This is a genomic window from Arthrobacter sp. GW822-FHT05G07 (assembly GCF_058799755.1).
The window spans coordinates 331,582-356,726 of the sequence record NZ_JBXALT010000006.1; the positions used below are offsets into that span (position 1 = coordinate 331,582).

The window sequence follows — 25,145 nt, forward strand, 5'->3', positions numbered from 1 at the left end:
ATGAGCAAGCTGACACCCACACCGGGCCAGACCGTAGGCCCGTTCTACGGCTACGCACTCCCTTTCAACAAGGACAACGAGCTCCTGGCTCCGGGCAGCCCCGGCAGCATCCGCCTGCAAGGCACGGTCTACGACGGATCCGGCAGCACCATCCCGGACGCCATCCTGGAGATCTGGCAGCCGGATTCCGAGGGCAACATCGTGCAGCGCACCGGTTCGCTGGTTCGCGACGGCTACACGTTTACCGGCTGGGGTCGCGGCTCTGTTGGCAACTCCGGCGTATACACCTTTACCACGGTCAACCCCGGCCCCACCAAGCCCGGCGCTGCGGCGTTCATCTCCGTTGCGGTCTTCGCCCGAGGCCTCATGAACCGCCTCTTCACCCGCGTGTACCTGCCGGAAAACGAAGAAGCATTGGCTAACGATCCCCTGCTGAGCTCCTTGGATCCGGAGCGCCGCAAGACGCTGATCGCACGCCGCGATCCCGACGGCGGCCTCACTTGGGATATCCGCCTGCAGGGTGGCGACGAGACCGTGTTCCTGGACTTCCAGCAGGACGGCTCGCTGGAAACCAGCGTCAACGCGGACACACCGGCATGACCGACGGCGACTTCGGCCTCCTTAGCCCCGTCTCGGCGTCGCCCGCTGTGGCTGCGCTGACGGGCGACCGTGCCGTGATCGCGGCAATTCTCGACGTCGAAGCCTCCTGGGCTGCCGTCCTCGAGGACGCGGGGCTCGTCCCTGCCGGGTCTGCCGCTGTGGTGGCCGAAGCCGCCCATATGGACTCCTACGACGCCGCTTCGGTGGCGGAACGGGCCCAAGGTGGCGGAAACCCGGTGATCCCGCTGCTCGGTGACCTCCGTGCCCGGGTCAAGTCCGTGGACTCGGCCGGGATCGGCGCCGGCAAAGCCGTCCACACCTCGCTGACCAGCCAGGACATCCTCGACTCCGCGCTCATGCTGCTCGCCAGCCGCACCGTTTCGGCGCTGCTGCTGGACGTCAAAGGCACGACGACGGCGCTCGCCGCCTTGGCGGAACAGCATGCGGAAACGCTGTGCGTGGGCAGGAGCCTGACGCAGCACGCACTTCCGTACACGTTCGGACTCAGGTCTGCTCAGTGGTTCCAGGGTGCTGCGGCTGCGGCTTCACGCTTGGAGTCCTTGGAGCTGCCGGTCCAGTTCGGCGGAGCCGGCGGCACGTCGGCCTCCGGGACCAAGCTGACTGCCGGTTCAGCTTCCACGCCTTTCACGCTGGCCGACTCGTTGGCTGCCGCACTTGGCCTCGCCCCGGCTGCCGCTCCCTGGCACACCAACCGCCTGGCCATTACGGCGTTGGGGGACGGCCTCGCTGCACTCATCGATTCCTTCGGCAAGATCGCGGCGGACCTGCTCTTCCTGAGCCGACCTGAAGTTGCGGAACTCGGCGAACCTTTGGCGGCCGGGCGCGGTGTTTCTTCCGCCATGCCGCAGAAGCAGAACCCAGTCCTGTCCGTGCTCATCCGCAGTGCGGCGTTGCAGGCTCCCGGCCTCGCGTCGCAACTGCACCTGGCTGCGGCCACCTTCAACGATGAGCGACCCGACGGCGCCTGGCACAGCGAATGGCCTGCTTTGCGTCAGCTGCTCGCGTTGGCCCTGGGCGCAGCCGGACACCTCCGCGAACTCACGGAAGGTCTTCGCGTCTTCCCGGATGCCATGCGCCGGAACCTCGAACTAACAGGGCCGCTGCTGCTCAGCGAAGGTGTGGCTGCCGCCGTCGCTCCTCTGCTGGGCGAGGACGGAAAGCAGAAGCTGCAGGCCGTCGTCGACGAAACCCTGAAAGCACCCGCCGCCGAGCAGTCCCGCATTTACACCAAGCTGCTGCGCGAAACCGTCCCCGCGGACAAGCTGTCCGATGCCGAACTCGAAGCACTCCTGAATCCCGCAAGCTACCTCGGCGAAGCCGCACAGATCAGCCGTAGGATCTTTGCCGCGTACCCGGACTATGCAGGATTCTCCCCGAAAGGAGCCACTCGTGGCTAAGCCAACTGTCAAGGCCGTGCTGCTCTCCCCGCAGCGCGAACTCGGAGCCAAACCGCTCCTGGTGGTAGGTCCGTCACTGGGCACCTCCACGATCCTCTGGACGGAGACCGCCGCGCTCCTGGGCGACGAGTACGACGTCATCGGCTGGGACCTCCCCGGCCACGGCATCTCGCCGACAGTCACTGAAGGGTTCGATGTCGCGGAACTTGCGGACGCCGTCGTCGATCTTGTCGATTCGGTAACCCCGGGCGCCAACTTCCACTACGCCGGTGTTTCGCTGGGCGGAGCCACGGGCCTGCAGCTCGGCATCAAGCACGGCGACCGGCTCCGCAGCCTGTCCGTCCAGTGCAGCGGCGCCAAGCTCGGCACACCCGAAGGCTGGCTCGAGCGTGCCGAAACCGTACGCAAGCTGGGCACCCCGGTGATGATCCAGGGCTCCGCTGAGCGGTGGTTCGGTCCCGGTTTCATGGAGCGCCAGCCGGACATCAGCAGCCGCCTCCTGCACGCCCTGCGCGACGCCGACCGCTTCGGCTACTCGTTCTGCTGCGAAGCCCTCGCCGCGTTCGATGTCCGCGAGCAGCTCGGCAGCATCACCGTCCCCACCCAGGTGATCGCCGGCGTCGAGGATTCCGTAGCGCCGCCGTCTGTGGCTGAATCTGTTGTTTCGGGTATCACGGCCGGCGGCGGTACCGCTGAGGCTGTAGCGCTCGACGGCGTCGGTCACCTTGCCCCGGCAGAGGCACCGGCAGTGGTGGCTGAACTGATGAGCAACTTCATGAAGGAGAACGGACAATGAGTACTGTTTCCGGCGATGCCGAACGCAACGGTGCCGTGCAGGCGGACGCCACCGCGCAAGACATTTACGACGCCGGCATGGTGGTTCGCCGCGAAGTGCTGGGCGACGCGCACGTGGACCGTGCCAACGCGAACAAGGATTCCTTTACCGAGGACTACCAGGACATGATCACCAGGATCGCCTGGGGTGGCATCTGGACGCGGCCCGGCCTGAGCCGGCACATGCGATCCGCTGTCACCCTCACGGCGCTGGTGGCGCACGGTCACTGGGAGGAGCTTGCCATGCACGTCCGGGCGGCCCTCAACAACGGCCTGAGCAGGGACGAAATCAAGGAAATCCTGCTGCAGACCGCCATTTATTGCAGTGTGCCGTCGGCCAACTCGGCCTTCAAGACGGCACAGACAGTATTCGCTGAGATCGACGCATCCGAACCCAACTGAGTCGCACTTCAGGTGGGAAGAACGAAAGAGAAACCCATGAACCAGGCTTTCGTGTACGACGCCGTACGCACGCCCTTTGGCAAGTTCGGCTCCGGCCTTGCCGCTGTCCGTCCCGATGACCTTGCCGCACACGTGGTCCGCGAGTCCGTTCGCCGGGCGCCGGGGTTGGACGTGGAGCGGATCGACGAGGTGGTGTTCGGCAACGCCAACGGCGCCGGCGAGGAAAACCGCAACGTCGCCCGTATGGCCACCCTCCTGGCCGGCCTGCCCGTCTCCATTCCGGGCACCACGGTCAACCGGCTCTGCGGCTCTTCCCTGGATGCTGCCATCATCGCTTCGCGGCAGATCAACGCCGGCGACGCTGAGTTGATGCTGGTGGGTGGCGCGGAATCCATGAGCCGTGCGCCGTGGGTGCTGCCGAAGACCTCCAAGCCCTACCCGGCCGGGGATATGACCCTGGCGTCCACCACGCTGGGTTGGCGTTTGGTGAACCCGGCCATGAACAAGGACTGGACCATTTCCCTGGGCGAAGCCACCGAACGCCTCCGCGAGAAGTACGGGATCACCCGTGAGCGGCAGGATGCTTTTGCGGCAGATTCCCACAATCTGGCCGACGCTGCGTGGAACGAAGGCTTCTACGATTCTTTGGTGTCACAGGTTCCGGGCACCGATCTGGTCCGTGATGAGGGCATCCGTGCCGGATCATCGGCGGAGAAGCTGGCCGGTCTGAAGACCGTTTTCCGGCCTGAGTCCTCAGGGCCCGACGGCGGTACGGTCACCGCCGGGAATGCCTCGCCTTTGTCTGATGGTGCTTCGGCTGCGTGGATCGGTTCGGAAGCGGCTGCAGGGATGCTGGGCATGGAGCCCCTGGCCCGCATCGCCGGCCGTGGTGCGCATGGCAACGATCCCCAGTTCTTCGGATTCGCGCCGGTGGAAGCGGCTAACAAGGCCCTTGCGAAGGCGGGCATCGGCTGGGACCAGGTTGGCGCCGTCGAACTTAACGAGGCGTTCGCCGCGCAGTCGCTGGCGTGCGTTGACGCGTGGGGGATTGATCCCGCAATCGTGAACCGCCACGGTGGTGCGATCGCCATGGGCCACCCGCTCGGTGCCTCCGGTACTCGCATCCTTGGCACGCTGGCCCGTTCCTTGCAGGTTTCCGGGCAGCGCTGGGGCGTCGCAGCGATCTGCATCGGCGTGGGCCAAGGCCTGGCCGTGGTGCTCGAAAACGTTACTGCCGGCGCATCGGCATAGGAGGATTAAGGATCATGCTGAATTTTATTGACACTGTGGGCGAGGCAGTCGCCAGCATCAAGGACGGGTCCACGGTGATGATCGGCGGCTTCGGCAACGCCGGGCAGCCGTTCGAACTCATCGATGCCCTGATGGATTGCGGCGCCAAGGACCTGACCGTGGTCAACAACAACGCCGGCCAGGGCGATCAGGGCCTCGCGCTGCTGATCAAGGAAGGCCGGGTCCGGAAGATGATCTGTTCCTTCCCGCGGCAGTCCGACTCCTGGCACTTCGATGCCAAGTTCCACGCCGGCAAGATCGAGCTGGAACTGGTCCCGCAGGGCAACCTGGCCGAGCGCATCCGCGCAGCCGGCGCCGGAATTGGCGGGTTCTTCACGCCCACCGGCTACGGCACCACGCTGGCGGAGGGCAAGGAAACCCGTTTGCTGGATGGAAAGTGGCAGGTGTTCGAAACGCCGATCCACGCCGACGTCGCGCTCATCAAGGCACTCAAGGCCGACGGCAAGGGCAACCTCGTGTACCGCAAGACCGCCCGGAACTTCGGGCCCATCATGGCTACGGCGGCCAAGCACACTATCGTGCAGGTCTCGGAGATCGTGCCCACCGGTTCCCTGGACCCGGAGAACGTGGTGACCCCGGGGATTTACGTCAACAGTGTGGTCCGCGTCGATTCTGCCGGAACAAAAGAAAAGGTGGCCTGAGCATGAGCACCCAGACAAGCATCCAGACGTCCGAGAAGCCGCTGGGCCGCGACGAGCTCGCCCAGTTGGTGGCCCGCGACATCGTTCCCGGCTCATTCGTGAACCTGGGCATCGGCCAGCCGACGCTCGTGTCCAACTACCTCACCGAGGAACAGAACATCACCCTCCACACGGAGAACGGGATGCTCGGCATGGGCCCGGCCGCGGAGGGAGACGAGATCGACGGCGACCTCATCAACGCCGGCAAGATCCCCGTCACCGAACTGCCCGGCGCCTCGTACTTCCACCACGCAGACTCATTCGCGATCATGCGCGGCGGGCACCTGGACATCTGCGTGCTCGGCGCCTTCCAGGTCTCCGCCACCGGTGACCTCGCCAACTGGCATACCGGCGCCCCGGATGCGATTCCCGCCGTCGGTGGTGCGATGGACCTGGCCACCGGCGCCAAGGACGTCTTCGTGATGATGACTTTGTTGACCCGCGAGGGCGTGTCCAAGCTCGTGGAGCAGTGCACCTACCCGCTGACCGGCGTCGGCTGCGTCACCCGCGTGTACACGGACAAGGCTGTGTTCCTGACAGGACCCGACGGCGTCACCGTCCGGGAGACGTTCGGCTGCACGTTCGAGGAAATCCAGGAGCTCGTGCCGTTGCCCCTGAAAAAGGCAGAGTAGGCCCCGCAAGTTCCGGCCCTGCGCGTTGTGAGGCCCGCTCGGCAGGGTTTTCGGGGCGTGAGCCCTGCGGAGTAGGCCCCGCAACGCACTCTAGGATTGGTAACCATGACCGACTCCGCAGTTACTCCGCAGGCCAGCGACCAGTACGTCCAGTCGCTGGCCCGGGGACTCGCAGTGATCCGGGCGTTTGACGCGAACAACCCCGTGATGACCCTCAGTGAAGTCGCTGCCCGCACCGACCTGACGCGCGCCACGGCCCGGAGGTTCCTGCACACCTTGGTTGAGCTCGGCTACGTCCGCACCGACGGCAAGACCTTCGCGCTCACGGCCAAAGTGCTTCAGCTCGGATACTCGTACCTCTCTGCGCTTTCCCTGCCTCAGTTGGCCCAGCCCCACTTGGAACAGCTCAGCCTGAAGCTGGGAGAGTCCACGTCCGCCGCAGTCCTTGACGGTCCGGACATCTTCTACGTTGCCCGTGTGGCTACCCGCCGCATCATGAACGTCGGCATCACAGTTGGCACCCGCTTCCCGGCATACGCGACGTCCATGGGTCGCGTCCTGCTCGCTGGACTGCCGCAGGCCAAACTGGAGGCCTACCTCACGACGGCGGAACTCACCCCGCTCACGCCTCGAACCGTCGCCAGCGTGCCCGACTTGCGGGCCGCCGTCGAACGTGTCCGTACGCAGGGCTGGTGCCTGCTCGACCAAGAGCTGGAGATCGGGCTGATGTCCATCGCGGCGCCCGTGTGGAACCACAACAATGGCGACAATGTCGCGGCCATCAACGTGTCGCTTCAGGCCCAAGCTGTAGCGGCGCAACCTGACCCCGCAAAGTACCTGGATCATGTGCGCCAGGAAGTCGTAGCCACCGCCAACGCCATCTCCCAGGACGTGTCGGCGAAGCACTGACTACTTCCGGATCGCTGCCAACCGGGTCTCCAGTATTCGGCGCACCAGCGAGTCCGGCACAGGATTGTCCGCAGAAAACCGCAGCGTTCCCGGCGACCACGAGTAACCCCCAAGCTCCTCCGACATTTCCGGCAGGATCTGCCCGCTGAAGGGATACAGGGCCAGGTGCTTCTTGGTTTCCAGCACGCTGAGGAAGCCCTTGCCATCAACCAGCAGCGCGGGCATTCCGTAGCTGACGCCTTCTTCGGCGTCCGGCGCAAGTTCGCGGGCGATCCTCACAATCCGCTCCAGAATTCTGCGGTTGGCCTCGCTGACGCCCTCAAGATATTCGGTGACGGTTCCCATAGGGACATGGTTCACCACGCGCACCCAAAACGGCCAGAGGTTTAGCGCTCCGGGATCACCGCGATGCCCTGGATTTCGATCAGGGCCTCTTTCTGCCACAGGCGAGTGACACCGATGCCGGCCATTGCGGGGTACTGCGAGCCCGCCATTTCCCGCCAGATCCGTCCGATTTCACGGCCGTTGGCCATGTAGTCGTCTACGTCGGTGAGGTAGATGGTCACGTTGACCAGGTCTTCGGGCTCTCCGCCAGCCTCACGAAGAGTGGTGATCACGTTGGAAAACGCCTGCGTGAACTGTTCCACGATGCCACCGGGAACGATGTTCATGTTCTTGTCCAAGGCCGTCTGCCCGCCCAGGAAAACGGTGTTGCCGGCAAGGATGCCGTGCGCGAAGCCCGATGGCTTGGGCAGCGATTCCGGGTTGATCGTTGTGTGGCTCATGCTGTTCCTCCTCGGTTGTGGCAACTGCAAAAACTTTTGGAAAGCCTCTGTGCAGATCATTTCCGCCGTGCTACGTTGAGCATATGTGACGATCGTAAAAAAGTCGACACATCACAAAATCTCGAAGGGAACCCGCAATGAAACTAGCCACCTTGCGCACGGCCGGCGGACGTACGACGGCGGCACTCGCCACGGGCAACGACTCATACCTCGCGTTGCCCGCCTCTGATGTTGGGGCCCTGCTGGCCCAGCCGGCGTGGCGGTCCATGGTGGAAGAAGCCGCGGCGTCCAAGGAGCAGACGGTCATCGACGCAGCGGCCGCTGAATTGGCGCCGCTCCTGCCCCGCGCAGGCAAAGTCATCTGCTGCGGTTTGAACTACGGTGACCATATCCAGGAGATGGGCCGAGACCTTCCCGAATACCCCACGCTCTTCGCCAAGTACGCGGACACCCTGGTCGGAGCGAACGACGCCGTGGAAGTCCACGGCAGCGGCCGCGTCGACTGGGAAGCCGAGCTCGCCGTCGTCGTGGGTTCTGAACTGTTCCGCGCGGACGAAGACCTAGCCCGTGAGGCAATCGCCGGTTACACGGTGGCCAACGACGTTTCCATGCGCGACTGGCAAAACCGGACCCTGCAGTGGTTCCAAGGCAAAGCCTGGGACGGCACAACCCCCGTAGGCCCGGTCATGGTCACGGCAGATGAAGCCGGGGAACATTTCGACGTCCGCGGCTACGTCAACGGCGAGCTTGTGCAGCAGGGGAACACCAGCACCCTGGTGTTCGGCCCGGCGCAGCTGCTGTCCTACATTTCGCAATTCACCACCCTGCGCCCCGGCGACCTCGTCCTCACCGGAACGCCCGGGGGAGTGGGCATGGGAATGACCCCGCCGCGCTTCCTCAAGGACGGCGACGTCCTCACCACCGAGATCGACGGGATCGGCCGGTTGGAGAACCAATTCCGAATCCACGCACCCGTCGCGGTCCCCGCCTGACAGCAAACGTCCAGAACCACCAGTTAAAAGGAGAAAACCCATGAGCCAGACCACCACCGAGTACCAACTCGAAGGCGATAACTCCATCTACGCGCAGGCTGACGGCAAGGTTGTCCCGGTTGTCACCCGCGCCGGAGCTGAGGACACCAACACTGCCCAGTCCGGCGATTGCATCCGCGTCTCCGGCGTCAGCATCCAGCACACCCCGGCGACCAAGATCTGGTTCGGCCAAGTGTCCAACACCCCCGGCTACCGCTCACTTCCGCACCACCACGGCGAGGCTGAGACCGGCGGCTACGTGCTCCGTGGCCACGGCCGCATCTACTTCGGCGAAAACTACTCGGAGTTCATCGACATGAAGGCCGGCGACTGGGTGTTCGTGCCGCCGTTCATGCCCCACGTTGAAGCCAACATGTCCATCACGGAAGAACTCGTATGGCTTACCGCGCGCACGCCGGAAAACCTGGTGGTCAACCTCGAAGACGTTGCCGACGATACCCTCGCCGACTACCGCCGGGCCTAAGCCATGATCACTGGAACCCTGACGTCCGAGACCTTCCTCAAGGCCGTTGAACTCACGCCCGCAACGGCCGAGGTCTTCGACGAAGCCTATGAAGCAACCACCCAATACGTTCCGTGGCCAAAAGCCTATGGTGGAGACATGGTGGCACAGGCTGCGGCCGCAATGATGCGGTCCGTTGATGCTGACAGGACTTTGCACTCGATGCACAGCTACTTTATGCGTCCCGTGGATATCGGTTCCAGTGTCCGGTACGAGGTGGAGCGCCTCCGGGACGGCCGGGGTTACTCCACACGCACGGTCCGGGGCTTCCAAAACGGCAAGCCCGTGTATGCCGCGATGGGTTCCTTCCAGGTTCCCGAAAACGGCCCGGATTTCCAACCCGAGGCTCCTGCCGCCGTCGAGCCTGAATCGCTGAGGAGCGCTGCTGAAGCGCTGGACGGAACCGATGGTCCTGCAGCGGACTACTGGTCCACGGGGCGCAGCTTCGATATGCGCCATATTCCAGGGCCGGTATATATCGAGTTGGAGGGCGGTTCGGTGTCGCAGCAAGCGATTTGGGTCAAGGCCTTCGACGCCCTGCCTGACGACGCCGACCTCCACCGCACTGCACTTGCCTACGTCTGCGATTACACGATTCTGGAGCCACTCCTCCGGGTGAACGGACTCAACTGGTCCAGCCCCGGACTTGCCACCGCCAGCCTGGACCACTCCATGTGGTTCCACCGCGACGGTCGCGCCGACGACTGGGTGCTCTACGCCCAGGACGCAATCTCCGGTCAAAGCAACAGGGGCCTCGCCATGGGCCGCTTCTTCGATCGTCAAGGAAGGCTGCTTGCCACGGTCGCCCAAGAGGGCATGATCCGGGCCGGCGCCTGAACAGTTTTGCCCCAACCTTCATCCGCTTCAACGACGCACCACTGAAAGGACCGGCCATGAGCATGTTGCCATCGGCCCACGTGGACACGTTTACCCGCGACCACCTGCCGCCCGCCGATACTTGGCCTGCGCTTGAATTCACCCTCCCCGAACTCCACTACCCGGAGCGGCTCAACGCTGCCGCGGTGCTGATCGACGACGCTGTCGAACAGTACGGCGCAGACCGCCCGGCCTTGCGTACCCCTGATGGCACTGTTTGGACCTATGGTCAGCTCCAGCAGCGTTCCAACCAGGTGGCTCAGGTCCTCACCGAAGACCTCGGAGTTGTTCCGGGCAACCGCGTACTTCTCCGTGGCCCCAACAACCCGTGGATCGTCGCTGCCTGGCTCGGCGTGCTGAAAGCGGGAGCGGTAGTGGTGACCACCATGCCCATGCTGCGCTCCAACGAAGTCTCCACCCTCATCGGTCTCACCAAGCCGGTGGTCGCGATATCGGACCACCGCTTCGTGGACGAGCTCGCGGTCGCGGCCGGGGATGCTGTCACCGTGCTCTCCTATGGAGCGGACGACGACGGCGACCTCAGCTCCCGCTGCGGGCGCAAGAGCGGGGTGTTCACTGCCGTGGACACCTCCGCGGACGACGTTGCCCTGTTGGGTCCGACGTCGGGCACCACGGGTGTGCCGAAGGTGACCATGCACTTTCACCGGGACATCCTGGCCAACGCGGACACGTTCGCCCGTTACATCCTGCAGCCCACCGCGGATGACGTCTTTGCCGGTTCACCGCCGCTGGCCTTCACTTTCGGGCTCGGTGGCTTGGTGGTCTTCCCGCTTCGGTTCGGTGCGTCGTCGCTCCTGACCGAGAAGGCGGGCCCCGTGGAGTTGGCCGAGCATGCCTCAAAAGCCGGGGCCACCATCCTCTTTACCGCGCCAACGGCCTACCGGGCGATCCTCAAGGAAAACCGCGGGGACCTCCTGCGGGGCCTGCGCCTTGCCGTCTCTGCCGGAGAGCACCTCTCCAAGGAAACCTGGGAAGCAGTCCGGGAGGCCACGGGCCTGCGATTGGTCAACGGGATCGGCGCCACGGAGATGCTGCACGTCTTCATTTCCGCCGCCGGTGATGACATTCGCCCCGGAACCACGGGCCGCGCTGTCCCGGGGTTCAGGGCCACCATCCTGGACGACGACGGCCATGAACTCGGCCCCGGCAAGATCGGCCGCCTGGCAGTGATCGGCCCCACCGGTTGCCGCTACCTGGACGATCCCCGGCAGGCGAACTACGTGGTCAAGGGGTGGAACGTCACCGGCGACACGTTCTCCATGGACGCTGACGGTTACTTCACGTACCAGGCTCGCTCGGACAACATGATCGTCTCCTCCGGCTACAACATCGGTGCGCCCGAGGTTGAAACGGCCATCGATCAACACCCGGATGTGGTGGAAAACGCGGTCATCGGAATCCCGGATGAGGAGCGCGGAAGCATCGTTTGCGCGTTCATTGTCCTGCGCGAAGGCATCACCGGCGACGCCGCAAAGCGCAAGGAAATCCAGGACTTCGTGAAGCAGACCATCGCCCCGTACAAGTACCCGCGCGACGTCCGCTTCGTCAACGAACTGCCCCGCAATCCCAGCGGCAAACTCCAGCACTTCAAGCTCCGCGACGGACTCCTTTCAGAAAATGCGGCGACGGCCCCATTAGAGAGTGCCCCGGAAAACACCGAACAACTTACCCCCGCCGGCCAGAGCCAGGCCTGAGAAGGAGCAACACCCATGAAAATCGCAATCGTTGGAGGCGGCCCCGGCGGGCTGTACTTCGCAGCACTGATGAAGCAGCTGGACCCGTCGCATGACATCACCCTCTGGGAACGTAACGCTGCCAGCGACACCTTTGGCTTCGGCGTCGTATTTTCCGATGAGACCCTGGGCGGCATCGGCAACGCTGATCCCGTGGTGGCTGACTACATGAGCCGACGCTTCGCCCGCTGGTCCGATATCGACATCCACTTCCGCGGCGAGATGATGACGGTGGGCGGCCAGGGCTTCGCTGCCATGAGCCGCAAGGAATTGCTGGAACTGCTTCAGCGCCGTTGCATCGAACTGAACGTGGACGTGCGTTTCAGTACCCTGGCTCCGGCTGTTGAGGAACTCGAAGCGAACTACGATCTGGTGCTTGCCGCGGACGGCATCAACTCGCAGATCCGTACTAAGTACGCTGACTCGTTCAAGCCGAACCTGGACCCGCGGACCAACAAGTTCATGTGGCTCGGTACGGACCAGGTGTTCGAGGCCTTCAAGTTCTTCGTGAAGGAAACCGAGTGGGGCGTCATGCAAATCCACGGTTACCCGTACTCGGATGAGGGTTCCACGTTCATCGTGGAAATGCACCAGGACGTGTGGCACGCCGCCGGCTTCGACGAAACCGCCGACGAAATCTTCCCTCCCGGCGTCTCCGACGAGAAGGCCATCGCCAAGATCCGCGAGATCTTCGCCGAGGAACTGAACGGCTACGAGGTCCTCACCAACAACTCCAAGTGGATCAACTTCACTACGGTCCGCAACGAGAGCTGGCGCCACAACAACGTAGTGCTGCTGGGCGACGCCGCCCACACCGCCCACTTCTCCATCGGTTCCGGCACCAAGCTGGCCATGGAGGACTCGCTGGCGCTGGCCGCCTGCCTGCACGAGCACCCGGATGTCGAGTCCGCGCTGGTCGCATACGAGGCCGAGCGTCGGCCCGTGGTCGCTTCCACCCAGCGCGCAGCCCAGGCTTCCCTTGAGTGGTTTGAGCGCATCAGCCAGTACAAGGACCAGGACCCCACCCAGTTCGCGTTCAACCTGTTGACCCGCAGCCGCCGCATCACCCAGGAAAACCTGCGCCTCCGCGATCCTGAATTCGCAGACGCCGTGGACCGCGGCTTTGCCGAATCCCAGGGCCTCAGCGAGGTGGCTCCGGCCATGTTCCAGCCCTTCCGCATCGGCCAACTGGAGCTGAAGAACCGTATTGTCGTCTCCCCGATGGACATGTACTCGGCCACGGACGGTATTCCGGGCGACTTCCACAAGGTGCACTTGGGTTCCAAGGCACTCGGTGGCGCCGGCCTGGTCATGACCGAGATGATCTGTGTCTCCGAAGCCGGCCGCATCACCCCCGGCTGCAGTGGCCTCTACACGGATGGCCAGCGTGATAGCTGGAAGGAAATTGTGGACTTCGTTCATGATCGTTCCACCGCCAAGATCGGCGCGCAGCTGGGCCACTCGGGACGCAAGGGCTCCACCAAGCTCATGTGGGAGGGCATTGACCAGCCGCTCGAGTCCGGCAACTGGACCGCGGTGGGGCCCTCTGCACTGCCGTACAGTCCGGAGAACCAGACCCCCGTTGAGCTGGATCGTGCCGGCATGGACGCCATTAAGGCGGAGTTCGTGGCCTCAACCGTCCGCGCCGAGCAGGCAGGGTTCGACCTCCTGGAAATCCACGCGGCCCACGGCTACCTGCTGTCCTCCTTCCTTTCGCCGGTGTCCAACAAGCGGACCGACGAGTACGGCGGCAGCTTGGAGAACCGGCTGCGGTTCCCGCTGGAAGTGTTCGACGCCGTTCGTGCGGCTTGGCCTGCCAGCAAGCCGGTGACGGTGCGCATCTCAGCCACGGACTGGATCGATGGTGGCAACACTTCCGATGATTCCGTGTCCATAGCCGCGGCATTTGTTGAACACGGTGCTGCGGGCCTGGATGTCTCCACCGGCCAGGTTGCCAAGGAGGAGAAGCCCGCGTTCGGTCGTAGCTACCAGACGCCTTTCGCCGACCGCATCCGTCAGGAAGTTGCTGCTCCGGCAGGCGTGGCTGTGATCGCCGTCGGCGCCATCTCCACCTACGACGACGTGAACTCCATCCTCCTCGCGGGCCGCGCGGACCTGATCGCCTTGGGCCGTACGCATCTTTATGATCCCCAGTGGACGCTGCACGCCGCTGCCGAACAGGAATACCAGGGCCCCGGCGCCGAGTGGATCCCGCAGTTCCGTGCCGGGCGTCGAAAGCCACCGAGCTCACGAACTGACGCCGTTCGTCCGCGCCTGTCCTTGCTCAAGGAAACGGACATCGAAGAGGCCAACACGCATCTTCGCTGGACTCCCGAGTCCGCCGCAGCATCGGTTTTGGTGAAGTAGCCATGGCCACCGCACCGGTCAATAACTGGAACGTGCCCAAGAAGACCACCGGCCTGGTGTTGTTCTGCTGCTGGCTCGCGATCCTCGCCGAAGGTTACGACGTCGGCGTCCTGGGAGCCATCCTCCCCGCTCTTGCCGAATACAAGGAATGGAACCTCAGTCCGCTGGCCCTTGGCGGACTCGGATCATATGCCTTGATCGGCATGCTTATCGGCGCCCTGTTCATCGGGACGCTCAGCGACCTCGTGGGCCGCAAGAAAATGCTGTTGGCCTCCATGGTGATCTTCACTCTCACCCAGGCCGGAGCAGCGTGGGCTCCGACGCCGGAGCTCTTCGGCATCTTCAGGCTCATCGGCGGCCTGGGCATGGGCGGTGTCATTCCTGTGGCAGCGGCCCTGACCATTGAATACTCGGCTCCGAATAAGCGCTCCTACAATTACGGCCTCATGTACTCCGGTTACTCGCTGGGAATCGTCGCGGCCGCACTTGCTGCGTTGTTCGTGCTGCCCCTCGGTGGTTGGCGTGCCGTCATCGCCATTGGCGCTGCGCCGGTGGTGCTGATTCCGATTATCTGGAAGTTCCTCCCCGAGTCCCTGGAATTCCTGGAATCAAAGGGCCGGAGGGCGGAGGCCAAGGCTCTGGCTGCCAAGTTGAGCATCACTGATTACCGGCCGGTTGTCCCCGTGGCGCCCGCAGCCGGTATGCAAGCCGATCCGTGGTGGAAGACCATCACCACCATGTTCTCGCGGAAGTACATCCGTTCAACGGTGTTCTTCTGGATCTCACTCTTCTGCGGTTTGGTCCTGGTTTACGGGCTCAACACCTGGCTGCCCAGCATCATGAAGAAAGCCGGATACGATCTCGGCTCGTCCCTGACGTTCCTCCTTGTCTTCAGCCTTGCTTCCGCGATCGGTGGCTTGCTCCTGGGCCGCGCCGCCGACAAGTACGGGAAGAAGCTCATCCTGGTGGTCTTCTACATCCTGGGCGGCTTGGGCATTATGCTGCTGGTCTTCCCCAACACCATGGTGGTCAACCTGCTGTTCGTGGCCTTCGCCGGTGTCGGGTCCATCTCCACGTCGCTGGTCTTGACCGGTTACATCGCCGACTACTACCCGGCGAAGGTCCGCGGTACGGCGACGGGTTGGGCCCTGAGCTTCGCCCGTTTGGGAGCTATCTCCGGGCCGTTGATTGGTGGCTGGATCGCAGGCTCCAAGCTGCCGTTTGAGGCCAACTTCGCCATCTTCGCCGGGATCGCCGTACTTGCGGCAGGCGCTGTGGCGATGATTCCCAAGCCGCAGCCCGAGGTGCCGGTTGCCGCCGTCGACGTTGATCCTGACGACATCGCCGTCAGCGCCCGCTAGGAGAATCATGGACAGGTTTCCGGAGGCGTGCGTCGAGCGAACGGTGGAGTGGGTGGACACCGACGCCTCCGGACACCAGCACAATTCAGCCATCCTGCGCTGGGTTGAGGCTGCGGAGGCCGAGCTCTTCCGATCGCTGGAGTTGCCCGACTATTTCCCCAGCGCCCCGCGTGTGCAGCAAGTGATCAATTACCAAGCCAAGCTGTGGTTCGGCCAGCGCATCACCGCCAGGGTGAGGATTCAGGCGCTCGGCCGGACCTCGCTGACCATGGCTTTCGAAGTAACGTCCGACGCCGGTGAGGTGGCCGCGCACGGGACGGTCACCACGGTGCACGTACCTAACGGCAGCACCACTGCACGGCCTTGGCCGGAACACTTCGTCAAGGCCGTGCAGGGTTCCTAACCCCTCGCCGCGAGCGCGAGGCGGGTTGGCTAGCGCAGGCCTTTCAGGATGTTCTTGGGCCGCTGCATCTCCCCGTGCTTGGCGCCAAGAATGATCACCCAGGCTGCGAACGCAGGGATGGCCCACTGGAGTGCTTTCAGCTGCGTTTGGGCGGTCTTCAATTCATCCGATGCACCGGCGCGCGGCTCCGTGGCACCCTGGGCGCCTTCATCGGAGAGCTCATCTACCTTCTTGCCCACAACACCTGCGTACAGGGTGACTGCAGCTCCAGCCAAAGTCACTACGGTCTTGTAGATGGTGTTTGCGGCGACGCTGTCCTGCTTGGCGATACGGCCTTTGTTTTCCCAAGCGATGGCAAGGTCCGCGGCCAAGTGTCCGGCGAAAGCTGCGGTCTGGATCGGAGCCCATTTACCCCAGCCTTTGCTTGAGAGGCGGGTGCGCTCGGTGGGATCTTTGGCTTCTGCTGCGGCGCCGTTGAGTCCGATGGCCCCCATCAAGGAGCCGCCGAACCATGCAGCGGCTGTGAGGTCGTGAATTGAACGGGCTACGAGATTTCCTGCCATGATGTGCTTCCTATCGTTGATACGGAAAGTACTCCGGGTGGCTGCTTAGCCCCGTACGGGGAGTTCGCGCGTCCATCTATAGTAAGCATGCTTACTAAGGCGCGGCCAGCTCGCCGGTCTTTCGTTTCACGTTCATGCTCTGGTTCACCGGTGGCGCGGGCGCCCGGCGGTTACGCTTAGCCGGTGGAGCAGCTCTACGCGATTCTCGCGTGCATAATTCTTGGCCTACTTGCGATCTTCCAATTGGCACTGGTGGCCGGTGCGCCCATCGGGCGGTTCGCTTGGGGTGGCCAGCACGAGGTCCTGCCGCGGAAGCTGAGGATCGGCAGCATCGTCTCCATCCTGCTGTACGTGCTCTTCGGCTACACGGCGTTGGCCAAGGCCGGGCTGGTCCCCGCGTTGATCAGCCAGCCCTTCACCGACGTCTTCATGTGGGTACTTACCGCCTACTTCACCCTGGGTGTCGGCATGAATGCGATCTCCCGCAGCAAGCCCGAACGCTTGGTCATGACGCCCGTGGCGCTGGTTCTCGCCGTCCTCTTCCTGCTTCTTTCGCTGGGCTGACCCTCGCGGACAAGGCACGCGTCCCGCGACATACCAGGTAATGGCAATGTCGCGCTGGAACATTGGCATTAACTGCCAACTCGGCGGACAGTCCCGCACCTATGATGAACTGGACTGGCGCCGGAACTCCGGCGCGGAAATGAGGGCCTTTAGATGTTCGCCGTTCCGGCACCCCCGGTGCGCCACCAGCAGCTGCTCGTCACGATTTTCGGTCTCTACGGCCGGAACGCCGGTGACGCATTGCCGGTCTCTGCGCTGATCTCCATGCTGGGTTCGCTCGGCTACGATGCTCCGGGAGTGAGGTCGTCGGTCTCCAGGCTCAAGTCCAAGGGCGTTCTGAAGAGCGTCCGCGAGGGCGGGATCGCCAAGTACAAGATTTCGGAGTCCGTCAGCGACGTGTTCCGTGAAGGTGACCGGCGGATCTTCGCGCCGGAGCAGCCTGCGCCGGTAGACACCTGGGTGCTGGCAGTATTCTCGGTGCCGGAGTCCATGCGGAACCGCAGGCACCAGCTGCGGTCCGCGCTGCTGGGGCTTGGTTTTGGTTCCGTGGCCAACGGAGTGTGGATCGCACCCGCGCACAAGCTGGAGCAAGCCCGGGAACGCCTCACCGCGAGCGACCTGATCGAGTTCGTGGATCTTTTCCGGAGTGACTACGTCTTTGACGGACCCATGCGGCCCAAGATCTCCGAATGGTGGGACCTCAAGGAACTCGATGACCAGTTCACCGAGTTCCTTGAGCTCTACGACGGCGCTGAACAGCAGTGGGCCGAACGCGTTGGGGACGATCCGGAGGTCGCCGTTGCTGAATCCACCGAAGAGCTGCGGCGCGACGCTTTCCGCTATTACATTCCGATGCTCACCATGTGGCGCAAGTTCCCGTATCGGGACCCGAACTTGCCCGCCGATTACCTTCCGCCCGAGTGGCATGGACCGGCGGTTCGCAGGACGTTCCAGGCAGTACATCGCTTGGCGGCACCCCTTGCGGCGGCGCACGCGCACGAGGTCATCGCTGAGGCCCTGGACCCGGCTGCAGCCTGACTACTCGCTGGCGGACTGATCGCCAGTGGGTGGCGTGTCGATGATGCCGAACGTTTCACCTTGTGGCCCTTGCACGATTGCCATGCGTCCGAACGGACTGTCCATGACAGGTGCCAGCAGGGAGGAACCCAGCTCCAGGGCCTTTTCTGCGGTTCCATCAACGTCGTCGCTGGCGAACCAGGCCAGCCAGTAGTTCGGCAGACCTTCCGGCATGTCCGTGTCGTGGTGGACTCCGCCCACTTCCCGGCCGTCCGATGGGCGCTTGAACGTGGAGTAGGTGAAATCGTCCCCGCTGATGTCCTGGTAGCTGGCGTCGAAAACTTTGGAGTAGAAAGTCTGGGCCGAGGCGTAGTCGCGGGTGTGGAGCTCGTTCCAGCAGAGTGCGCCGTGCTCGTTGACACGTTCGGCCCCGATATGGGTTCCGGCCTGCCAGAGGCCGAAGACCGCGCCCACGCTGTCCATGGCCAACGCCATCCGGCCGGAGTCCAGCACGTCAAACGGGGGCGCAATCAGCTGTCCTCCATTGGCGATTACCTTCTTGGCGGTCACATCGACATCGTCGGTAGCCAGGTATGTGGTCCAAACAGTAGCCATGCCCGGATCCTGCTTGGGGCCAACTCCCGCGACAGCGCGTCCGTCAGCGTGCGCCAAGAGGTAGTCGCCGGAGCCCTCGCCGCCGGAGACGTACTCCCAGCCGAAGAGCTCCGCGTAGTAGGACCTGGCAGCCGGCAGATCGTTGACGCCGAGATCCACCCACATGGGTGTGGCCGCGGGCCAGCTTGAGATTTTGGTGGACATGGGGCTCCTTTGGATAGCTTGCTTTGAAGGACAAAGCTGCCTCCCCGGCTGCCCGATGCGCCGGGCGCCCGAGGAGGCAGCCATCCATAGAGTGGTTGCCGGACCCGGTTCGTGACACGATTTCAATCCAAACTTCTCAGGAGCCCCGAAACAGCAGCCCAAATAAAGGCGGCGGGAAAGCGAAAGCCGCCTTCCCGCCGTCGTGCGTTGCGTGTTAGATGGTGCGGGTCGCTTTGGCGAGGTTTTCGCGGAGTTCGTCAGCGTTTTGCCGGATGACGTAGGCGGGCCGGTCGCGCTCAACGCGCCAGCTCTCCTCCAGCGGGCCGACGTTGACGGTGTCGAAACCGAACTCGTCGTAGAGCTTGGTGACGAGCTCGGCGGCTTCGGGGAAATCGCTTGAGGTGGCCAGCGCCCGTCGGTTCGGCGACCCTGCGGGCGTACCGTCGGTAGTGATGTCCTTGGCGAAAATGTGGTTGAAGCCCTTAGCCACCTTGGATGTGGGGAGGTGCTTTTGGAGGAGGCCGGAGGTGGTGGCTTCACCGTTTTCCAGCTCCGGGATGCGGCCGTCGCGCTCCCAGTAGTAGTTGTTGGTGTCGATGACGATCTTGTCCTCGAGCGGTTCAACGGGGATGTCTTGATAGTTCTTCAGGGGAACGGTCACGACGGCGAAATCGCCTGCCGCTGCTGCTTCAGCTGCCGTCGCGGCCCTTGCCCGCGGCCCCAGTTCCGCTACGAGCTCGCCGAGGGTTTCGGGCCCCCGTGAGTTACTGATCACGACGTCATAGCCAAGTTCTACTGCCTTGCGGGCAACCTGGCCGCCAATGTGTCCTGCACCGATGATTCCGATTGTTGTCATATCTGCGCCAACAAGAAGTTGCAGACGCCTATTTCCCGCGTTACGCAATATTTCGTCCCGGCTTATACTAAGGAGTCTTACTATGCGGTGTGTCGCTGACGACGAGGAGGTTTGCATGGCCGGGCATTTGGAGCTGGTTGAAACCCCCGATGGGGGATGTCGAATTCTGATGGTGGACGGCGAGGATTGCCTCATGGGGCTGTCCAAGCGCTATTCCTCCGTGGACGAGGCTGTTGAAGGGGTCGCGGCGATCCGGGAAGTGGCGGGGACGGGACTTCTTCGCACGAGCTCTGCCGAGCGCTACGCCGTCCTGATGTTGGAGGAACCCGTCATCGACTCTGCGCTCGCGGAGCAGTGTGCACGGACTCAATCGAAGGTGGTTAATTGTGGAAGCTGACTCGACGTCGGGAAAGAAGCGCGGAGTCCTCTTTGATGTGGACGGAACACTGATTGACTCAAGCTATTTCCACGCCATGGCGTGGTGGCAAGCGTTCCGACGTGAAGGGTTGGACATCGAAATGTCGGCCATCCACCGGCGCGTGGGCATGGGAGGCGACCGGCTGATCCAAAGCCTGGTTCCGGATTGCCCCAGGGACATGTTGGAGGACCTGAAATCGGCGCATAGTGCTGTCTTCTCCACCTTCTGGCCCACGCTGCGGACTTTCGACTCCGTCAGGGACCTGCTGGCCGCGTGCTCGGATGCCGGGTTGGCCGTGGGCTTGGCGTCGTCAGCTCAGGAACGCGACCTGGAAGTGAGCAGGCATCTTCTCGACGCCGGATCCTCCATTGATGCGTGGACCAGCTCCAACGATGCCAAAGAGAGCAAGCCTGCCCCGGACATTCTGGAGGCGTGCCTGGACAAGCTTGGTCTTAGCCCAAAGGACGTGGTGTTCGTTGGCGACGCCGTATGGGATGTGAAGGCCGGCGCGGCTATCGGTGTTCCCGTCATCGCCCTGACCTGCGGTGGCATCAGCGAGGCCGAACTGCGCGAGGCCGGTGCCGTGGAGGTCTACGACAATCCGCGGCACCTGCTGGAGCACTTGGAAAGCAGCGCGATCGGCACGTTGATGGCTGGTTCGCTGGACGACTAAGGCCCTGGGGCGGTTGCCTGCGCCTAGCGCGGCTCGTCGCTGATTCCCTTGTCCCGTCCGCGCCGGTTCCGCAAAGTCCATATGATCAACACGATGATGATGGCCGCGGCAACGGCCGCCAGAATCCACGGCACCACATCAGTGCGCGTCTGCTCCTGCTGTTCGCTTTCGCTTGTGCCCGGGTTGGCGGGCCCGGTGCCGGCGGGGTTCGAGACGTCGGTGGTGGGCTCCGCCGTGGGTGTCGCCGTGGATGGCTCGGAGGGGTTGCTCGGCTCGGGCGCCGGGGTTGTGGTGGCGGCTACGCTACCCAGCGCGCCGACTCCTGCGTTGGCTGCAACGGTAGTGGAAAGCATGGACCCGGCGAAAAGTGCCACGGCAAGGGTGGTCACGGCTAATCTGCGAAGCATGGTTCCTCCTGGGTTACTAGCATGATTTCTCGTGTAGTAAGCATACTGACTAAACCGTAACTGTGGATGCTTTTGGCGGGTGACGCCCGGAGGCGTCGCGGGCGGCACCCGCCTGGCGTTACCGCGTGAGCTTGGCTGAATCCGGTTCCGGATCACCAATGTGGCCAGGTGCGTTGGCAGCGAGGACACGCTGAACGAACGCGCTGTACTCCTCCATGTAGTGCCGCAACAGCCCGGCGGTTCCTTCGTCCTTAACTGAACCGTCGTCGTCGTACGCGTCTGCGACGAAGCGGATGTAAGCCTCAGGCGCGTTCAATTGCGGTGCGTCCAGGAAGCTCAAAACGCTGCGCATGGACGACTGCATCACGGCCGTTCCAATGCCGCCCGGCGAAGCGCCGATGATTCCGGTGGGCTTGCGCGCGAATGAATTGGTGCCCCACGGCCGCGAACCCCAGTCGATGGCGTTCTTCAACGCGCCCGGAATGGAGCGGTTGTACTCGGGGGAGACGAACAGTATCCCGTCCGATGCTGCGATGGCATCCTTCAGTTCCCGGCCCGCCGGCGGGAAGTCAGCGTCATAGTCCGCGCTGTACAAAGGGAGGTCCTTGATGGCGATCTCATGGAACTCGAGTTCCGGCGGCGCGACGCTGATAAGGGCCTTGGAGAGGACCCGATTGATGGAATTGCTTGCCAGGCTTCCTACGAAATAACCGATTTTGAAAGTGTCCATAGCGGCGTTCCCTTCCGACGGCACGGCCGGAACCGGCTCGTCGACGGTGTGGTGGCTGGTTGCCCCCAGCTTCCACCGACACTAATTGACTTATGCACATAGCGCAGCCCCTACTCCCGCCCGGCCCTATGCAGTCATAGACTCATGCCAACTGGGTTCTGGAGAGTTCCGGAAAAGGGGTAACGGGTGAAAGCAGGCATAGCGCGCGAGACGCTCGACGGTGAGCGACGTGTGGCCGCAACACCGGAAACGGTGAAGCAACTGGTGGGGTTGGGACTTGAAGTTGAGATCGAGCCCGGTGCGGGGCTCGCGTCCGGCCACAGCGACGACGACTACCGGGCGGCGGGTGCCTCAGTGGTGCAGTCACTGGTTCTCGGATCGCTGGATGTCTATTGCCACGTACGTCCCATGGAACCGTCGACGGCGGGAGCTCTCCGCCGCGGTTCTGTCACCGTCGGCTTAGGGTCACCGTCGTCCGAGTTGCCCACCGTACGGGCACTCGCCGCCGGCGGCATCACCTCCTTTGCCCTTGAACTGGTTCCCCGAATATCGCGCGCCCAGTCCATGGATGCGCTCACGTCGCAGGCGTTGGTGGCGGGGTATCGATGCGTCCTTGAGGCGGCCATGCGGCTCCCCAGATTCTTCCCGCTGTATATGACCGCAGCAGGGACCATCCCGCCCGCCCGCGTGCTGGTACTCGGCGCCGGAGTGGCTGGTCTGCAGGCAATCGGAACCGCCAAAAGGCTCGGAGCCCGGGTTTCAGCCAACGACATCCGTCCCGCCTCGGCCGACGAGGTGGCATCCATGGGAGGCACCTTCATCAAACTGGACCTCGAAACCGCCGAGGCCTCCGGCGGCTACGCCCGGGAACTCAGCGCCGACCGGGGCGCCCTGCAGCGTGCACTCTTGACGCCCCACGTAGCCCAAGCCGATGTCCTGATTACCACCGCCGCCGTTCCGGGCAGGCGCGCCCCACTCCTGGTCAGCCGGGAGATGGTCCAAGGCATGCGTCCGGGATCTGTAGTGGTGGACTTGGCAGCCGAATCCGGGGGCAACGTTGAAGGTAGCATCCCGGGCCAAGACATCCCCATCCCTACAGGCGACGGCCAGGGCGTGGTGACGCTGGTGGGAATCAAAGACCCTGCTTCGGCCATGCCCGCTGACGCCTCACGCCTGTACGCAAAGAACGTAGCCAACCTCTTGGGCCTCATGACGCGGGACGGCGTGGTTGCTCCGGACTTTGAGGACGAAGTTATTGCCGGTACGTGCCTCACCCATGACGGGGAAGTCCGGCACGCACCAACTGCCGAAGCACTCAAGGCGCTCGCAGGGGAGACTGCGCCGTTTGGCAGCGGACATGCCAGCGGTATCCAATCCGGCAGTGAAGAGGTGCGCTGATGGACGGTATGAGCCTGCTGACAATCACGGTCCTGGCGGTGTTCGTGGGATTCGAGGTGGTTTCCAAGGTCTCCAGCACCCTGCACACACCCCTCATGTCCGGGGCCAACGCCATCCACGGCATCATCTTGGTGGGCGCCATCATCGTGGCCGGACAAGCCGCGGATCCGTGGGTACTGGCGGTCGCCCTGTTGGCCGTTGTCCTTGCCACAGCCAACCTCGTTGGTGGGTTCGTGGTGACCGACCGGATGCTGGAGATGTTCCGCGGAAGGCAACGGCCGTCGTCGAACGCTGGAGGTCCGGGAGGTCCCGTAGCTTCCGGAGGCGCGGAGCCCGCCACCACCGTGGAGCCGGTCGATAAGGGGCGCCGGCAATGACGCTGCTCAACCCCACCTGGACGGCTCTCCTGTACCTCGCGGCGGCGGCGTGCTTCATCCTCGCCCTGAAAGGCCTGAATTCACCACGGACTGCCCGGCGCGGCAATCTGATCGGAGCATTTGGCGCCCTGCTGGCAGTGGTAACGGTGTTCGTCTCCGTGAAGCTGGACAACATTCCATGGATCCTCGGGGCCATTGCTGTGGGCTCGGGTGTGGCTGCGCCGGTAGCCCGGCGCGTGCAAATGACTCAGATGCCGCAGCTCGTGGCGCTCTTCAACGGTGTGGGTGGTGGTGCTGCGGCGCTTGTGGCGTTGCTGGAACTCTCCCATACGGAAGATCCGTGGGTTCGCTTGGCCATCGTCTTCACGTTGCTGGTGGGTGCGGTGTCCTTCGCGGGCTCCGGTGTCACTTTCGCCAAACTTCAAGGGCTCATGACCACCCGGCCGGTGACGTTCCCTGGACTGCCCGCCTTGATGGCCGTGGTGCTGCTGGCCGCCGTGGGCGCCGGCATCGTGGTGATCTTGAATGGCTGGTTGCTGTTGGCGCTGGTCCTGCTTGTTTTGGGTCTTGTTGCCGGAATCTTGTTGGTGCTCCCTGTGGGCGGCGCTGATGTGCCGATTGTCATTTCGCTCCTGAACGCCTTCACCGGCTTGGCTGTCGCGGCGTCCGGGCTGGTGCTGGGGAATGTCCTCCTGCTGGTGGCCGGCACGCTGGTGGGAGCTTCCGGCACCATCCTTACCCGCGCCATGGCTGCCGCGATGGGACGCAGCGTGGCGGGCATCATGTTCGGAGCCTTCAAGGGTGGATCCACGGCTGGATCAACCGCTGTGAGTGAGCGGCCCGTGCGTTCCTCCAGTGCGGAGGACGTAGCGGTACTGCTCGGCTATGCCCAGCGTGTGATCATCGTTCCGGGATACGGGCTGGCCGTCGCCCAGGGGCAGCACACCGCGGCGGAGCTGGCCTTGGCCTTGGAAGCCCGGGGAATTGAGGTGGACTTCGCCATCCATCCTGTGGCCGGACGGATGCCGGGCCATATGAACGTACTCCTGGCAGAAGCCAACGTGCCTTACGAGTCGCTAAAGGAAATGGGCGACATCAATTCCGAGTTCAAGACCACCGATGTCGCACTGGTGGTGGGTGCCAACGACGTCGTGAATCCTGCAGCAAAGACCACATCGGGATCGCCGATCTACGGAATGCCCATCCTGGAAGTAGCGGACGCACGGCAGGTGGTGTTCCTCAAACGCTCCATGCGCCCCGGTTTTGCGGGCATTGAAAATGAGCTGTTGTACGAGCCCCAAACCACCCTGCTGTTCGGAGACGCGAAGGACTCATTAACCAAGGTGCTGGGGGCCGTGAAGGCCTTGTAGTTGATACACATCACACAAATGGGCCTTGGTAAGAGCGTCATGGACTGAGCGGTGATGGCACACGTCT

29 protein-coding genes are annotated in these 25,145 nt (G+C 63.7%); 22 read left to right on the top strand and 7 right to left on the bottom strand.

Features of this window, described 5'->3' with window-relative positions; genetic code table 11:
- The 8 genes from pcaG to AC1RJY_RS12670 all read left to right on the top strand — a co-directional run bounded on the left by pcaG (position 1) and on the right by AC1RJY_RS12670 (position 6,786).
- On the top strand, positions 1 to 600 hold the full coding sequence (pcaG, locus tag AC1RJY_RS12635; RefSeq protein ID WP_011776635.1) for a protocatechuate 3,4-dioxygenase subunit alpha: 600 nt from the start codon (positions 1 to 3) through the stop codon (positions 598 to 600).
- A complete protein-coding gene (locus tag AC1RJY_RS12640) occupies positions 597 to 2,018 on the top strand; it encodes a lyase family protein (RefSeq protein WP_498602414.1) in 1,422 nt (473 codons plus the stop codon). The genes pcaG and AC1RJY_RS12640 overlap by 4 nt, the downstream gene beginning before the upstream one ends.
- Entirely contained in the window at positions 2,011 to 2,814 is an 804-nt protein-coding gene (locus AC1RJY_RS12645; protein ID WP_498602415.1) for an alpha/beta fold hydrolase, read from the top strand. The genes AC1RJY_RS12640 and AC1RJY_RS12645 overlap by 8 nt, the downstream gene beginning before the upstream one ends.
- Positions 2,811 to 3,254, top strand: coding sequence for a 4-carboxymuconolactone decarboxylase (gene pcaC / locus AC1RJY_RS12650; RefSeq protein WP_011776633.1), 444 nt, complete (start codon positions 2,811 to 2,813; stop codon positions 3,252 to 3,254). The genes AC1RJY_RS12645 and pcaC overlap by 4 nt, the downstream gene beginning before the upstream one ends.
- Positions 3,255 to 3,290: 36 nt before the next feature.
- Positions 3,291 to 4,505, top strand: coding sequence for a thiolase family protein (locus AC1RJY_RS12655; RefSeq protein WP_011776632.1), 1,215 nt, complete (start codon positions 3,291 to 3,293; stop codon positions 4,503 to 4,505).
- 14 nt (positions 4,506 to 4,519) lie between these two features.
- Positions 4,520 to 5,206, top strand: a complete 687-nt coding sequence (locus AC1RJY_RS12660) for a 3-oxoacid CoA-transferase subunit A (RefSeq protein WP_498602416.1) — start codon at positions 4,520 to 4,522, stop codon at positions 5,204 to 5,206.
- A 2-nt stretch (positions 5,207 to 5,208) separates the two neighbouring features.
- Positions 5,209 to 5,877: a 3-oxoacid CoA-transferase subunit B gene (locus tag AC1RJY_RS12665; protein WP_011776630.1), complete on the top strand. Its 669-nt coding sequence runs from the start codon at positions 5,209 to 5,211 to the stop codon at positions 5,875 to 5,877.
- A 105-nt stretch (positions 5,878 to 5,982) separates the two neighbouring features.
- Positions 5,983 to 6,786, top strand: coding sequence for an IclR family transcriptional regulator domain-containing protein (locus tag AC1RJY_RS12670; RefSeq protein ID WP_014923226.1), 804 nt, complete (start codon positions 5,983 to 5,985; stop codon positions 6,784 to 6,786).
- Here the strand turns inward: AC1RJY_RS12670 and AC1RJY_RS12675 are convergent, their stop codons facing one another.
- Both AC1RJY_RS12675 and AC1RJY_RS12680 read right to left on the bottom strand, forming a co-directional pair.
- A complete protein-coding gene (locus AC1RJY_RS12675; protein WP_014923225.1) occupies positions 6,787 to 7,131 on the bottom strand; it encodes an iron chaperone in 345 nt (114 codons plus the stop codon). It abuts the gene before it with no gap.
- 41 nt (positions 7,132 to 7,172) lie between these two features.
- Positions 7,173 to 7,571 (bottom strand): RidA family protein, encoded by a 399-nt coding sequence (locus AC1RJY_RS12680; RefSeq protein ID WP_011776627.1) that lies wholly within the window; start codon positions 7,569 to 7,571, stop codon positions 7,173 to 7,175.
- Positions 7,572 to 7,708: 137 nt separating this feature from the next.
- Between AC1RJY_RS12680 and AC1RJY_RS12685 the strand changes: the two genes are divergently transcribed.
- Genes AC1RJY_RS12685 through AC1RJY_RS12715 form a run of 7 tightly spaced genes read left to right on the top strand, consistent with a single transcriptional unit; the run spans position 7,709 to position 15,886 of the window.
- The gene (locus tag AC1RJY_RS12685) at positions 7,709 to 8,563 is read left to right on the top strand and encodes a fumarylacetoacetate hydrolase family protein (RefSeq protein ID WP_014923224.1); all 855 of its coding nucleotides are present in this window, start codon (positions 7,709 to 7,711) and stop codon (positions 8,561 to 8,563) included.
- A gap of 40 nt (positions 8,564 to 8,603) precedes the next feature.
- On the top strand, positions 8,604 to 9,086 hold the full coding sequence (locus AC1RJY_RS12690) for a cupin domain-containing protein (protein WP_011776625.1): 483 nt from the start codon (positions 8,604 to 8,606) through the stop codon (positions 9,084 to 9,086).
- Between the two features lie 3 nt (positions 9,087 to 9,089).
- On the top strand, positions 9,090 to 9,962 hold the full coding sequence (locus tag AC1RJY_RS12695) for an acyl-CoA thioesterase (protein ID WP_498602417.1): 873 nt from the start codon (positions 9,090 to 9,092) through the stop codon (positions 9,960 to 9,962).
- Between the two features lie 56 nt (positions 9,963 to 10,018).
- Positions 10,019 to 11,716: an AMP-binding protein gene (locus tag AC1RJY_RS12700; protein ID WP_210065400.1), complete on the top strand. Its 1,698-nt coding sequence runs from the start codon at positions 10,019 to 10,021 to the stop codon at positions 11,714 to 11,716.
- Positions 11,717 to 11,731: 15 nt separating this feature from the next.
- Positions 11,732 to 14,122: a bifunctional salicylyl-CoA 5-hydroxylase/oxidoreductase gene (locus tag AC1RJY_RS12705; RefSeq protein WP_014923221.1), complete on the top strand. Its 2,391-nt coding sequence runs from the start codon at positions 11,732 to 11,734 to the stop codon at positions 14,120 to 14,122.
- Positions 14,123 to 14,124: 2 nt separating this feature from the next.
- Positions 14,125 to 15,483: an MFS transporter gene (locus AC1RJY_RS12710; protein ID WP_498602418.1), complete on the top strand. Its 1,359-nt coding sequence runs from the start codon at positions 14,125 to 14,127 to the stop codon at positions 15,481 to 15,483.
- A gap of 7 nt (positions 15,484 to 15,490) precedes the next feature.
- Positions 15,491 to 15,886, top strand: a complete 396-nt coding sequence (locus AC1RJY_RS12715; RefSeq protein WP_498602419.1) for an acyl-CoA thioesterase — start codon at positions 15,491 to 15,493, stop codon at positions 15,884 to 15,886.
- A gap of 29 nt (positions 15,887 to 15,915) precedes the next feature.
- Here AC1RJY_RS12715 and AC1RJY_RS12720 read toward each other — a convergent pair whose 3' ends face one another.
- Complete coding sequence (locus AC1RJY_RS12720; RefSeq protein ID WP_011776621.1) at positions 15,916 to 16,449, bottom strand: ABC transporter permease family protein; 534 nt, start codon at positions 16,447 to 16,449, stop codon at positions 15,916 to 15,918.
- A gap of 183 nt (positions 16,450 to 16,632) precedes the next feature.
- On the opposite strand from AC1RJY_RS12720, the gene AC1RJY_RS12725 reads away from it, so the two are divergent.
- Both AC1RJY_RS12725 and AC1RJY_RS12730 read left to right on the top strand, forming a co-directional pair.
- Positions 16,633 to 17,013: a hypothetical protein gene (locus tag AC1RJY_RS12725; RefSeq protein WP_210065406.1), complete on the top strand. Its 381-nt coding sequence runs from the start codon at positions 16,633 to 16,635 to the stop codon at positions 17,011 to 17,013.
- A 153-nt stretch (positions 17,014 to 17,166) separates the two neighbouring features.
- A complete protein-coding gene (locus tag AC1RJY_RS12730) occupies positions 17,167 to 18,051 on the top strand; it encodes a PaaX family transcriptional regulator (protein ID WP_498602420.1) in 885 nt (294 codons plus the stop codon).
- Here the strand turns inward: AC1RJY_RS12730 and AC1RJY_RS12735 are convergent, their stop codons facing one another.
- Both AC1RJY_RS12735 and AC1RJY_RS12740 read right to left on the bottom strand, forming a co-directional pair.
- Complete coding sequence (locus tag AC1RJY_RS12735; protein ID WP_498602421.1) at positions 18,052 to 18,849, bottom strand: VOC family protein; 798 nt, start codon at positions 18,847 to 18,849, stop codon at positions 18,052 to 18,054.
- A 214-nt stretch (positions 18,850 to 19,063) separates the two neighbouring features.
- Positions 19,064 to 19,705: an NADPH-dependent F420 reductase gene (locus AC1RJY_RS12740; RefSeq protein ID WP_043806436.1), complete on the bottom strand. Its 642-nt coding sequence runs from the start codon at positions 19,703 to 19,705 to the stop codon at positions 19,064 to 19,066.
- Positions 19,706 to 19,820: 115 nt separating this feature from the next.
- On the opposite strand from AC1RJY_RS12740, the gene AC1RJY_RS12745 reads away from it, so the two are divergent.
- Positions 19,821 to 20,102 (top strand): hypothetical protein, encoded by a 282-nt coding sequence (locus AC1RJY_RS12745; RefSeq protein ID WP_043471583.1) that lies wholly within the window; start codon positions 19,821 to 19,823, stop codon positions 20,100 to 20,102.
- The gene (locus AC1RJY_RS12750) at positions 20,092 to 20,796 is read left to right on the top strand and encodes an HAD family hydrolase (protein WP_014923214.1); all 705 of its coding nucleotides are present in this window, start codon (positions 20,092 to 20,094) and stop codon (positions 20,794 to 20,796) included. The genes AC1RJY_RS12745 and AC1RJY_RS12750 overlap by 11 nt, the downstream gene beginning before the upstream one ends.
- 23 nt (positions 20,797 to 20,819) lie before the next feature.
- Here AC1RJY_RS12750 and AC1RJY_RS12755 read toward each other — a convergent pair whose 3' ends face one another.
- Both AC1RJY_RS12755 and AC1RJY_RS12760 read right to left on the bottom strand, forming a co-directional pair.
- Positions 20,820 to 21,203 (bottom strand): hypothetical protein, encoded by a 384-nt coding sequence (locus AC1RJY_RS12755; RefSeq protein WP_498602423.1) that lies wholly within the window; start codon positions 21,201 to 21,203, stop codon positions 20,820 to 20,822.
- Between the two features lie 118 nt (positions 21,204 to 21,321).
- Complete coding sequence (locus AC1RJY_RS12760; protein WP_011776615.1) at positions 21,322 to 21,933, bottom strand: NADPH-dependent FMN reductase; 612 nt, start codon at positions 21,931 to 21,933, stop codon at positions 21,322 to 21,324.
- Positions 21,934 to 22,119: 186 nt separating this feature from the next.
- Between AC1RJY_RS12760 and AC1RJY_RS12765 the strand changes: the two genes are divergently transcribed.
- From AC1RJY_RS12765 to AC1RJY_RS12775, 3 genes are read left to right on the top strand one after another with little or no spacing between them, the layout of a single operon-like run.
- Positions 22,120 to 23,331: a Re/Si-specific NAD(P)(+) transhydrogenase subunit alpha gene (locus AC1RJY_RS12765; protein ID WP_043806433.1), complete on the top strand. Its 1,212-nt coding sequence runs from the start codon at positions 22,120 to 22,122 to the stop codon at positions 23,329 to 23,331.
- Positions 23,331 to 23,708, top strand: a complete 378-nt coding sequence (locus AC1RJY_RS12770) for an NAD(P) transhydrogenase subunit alpha part 2 (protein ID WP_498602424.1) — start codon at positions 23,331 to 23,333, stop codon at positions 23,706 to 23,708. The genes AC1RJY_RS12765 and AC1RJY_RS12770 overlap by 1 nt, the downstream gene beginning before the upstream one ends.
- Positions 23,705 to 25,078, top strand: a complete 1,374-nt coding sequence (locus AC1RJY_RS12775; protein ID WP_011776614.1) for an NAD(P)(+) transhydrogenase (Re/Si-specific) subunit beta — start codon at positions 23,705 to 23,707, stop codon at positions 25,076 to 25,078. The genes AC1RJY_RS12770 and AC1RJY_RS12775 overlap by 4 nt, the downstream gene beginning before the upstream one ends.
- The last annotated feature ends 67 nt before the right edge of the window (positions 25,079 to 25,145 follow it).